This is a genomic window from Rhizobium sp. SVR5-2C (assembly GCF_056755115.1).
The window spans coordinates 1-298 of sequence record NZ_JBNDHT010000368.1; the positions used below are offsets into that span (position 1 = coordinate 1).

Annotated in this window: 1 pseudogene; it reads right to left on the reverse strand. The window is 68.1% G+C overall.

From position 1 onward, the window contains the following. Positions 1–298: pseudogene (locus ACPYOI_RS36115) on the reverse strand (hypothetical protein); the annotation flags it as partial.

The following is a 298-nucleotide window of genomic DNA, read 5'->3' on the forward strand; positions in this document are numbered from 1 at the left end:
GCCTTCTCTCGCGGCGTCCCGGACAGCGGGCCGCGCCAGACCGACAGGGCAGGGGCAAGCGCGAGGTAGAGAAAAGCCGCGGCGATGACGAGGACCGTCCCGAGGACCAGCGCCGTCAGCAATATCGAGCGACGGGAGCCGGGAAATACCCGGTCGTGCCCGTTGGCCTCGACGCCTGGCGAACCATCGGGGCTCTCGACCGGTGACGCCAGGACTTGCGAGCCGTGCGCATATTCGAAATGCGGCACATATCCGCCCTTGGGGACGGTGATGATGACCTCGTCCGCCTGCCCGGCGA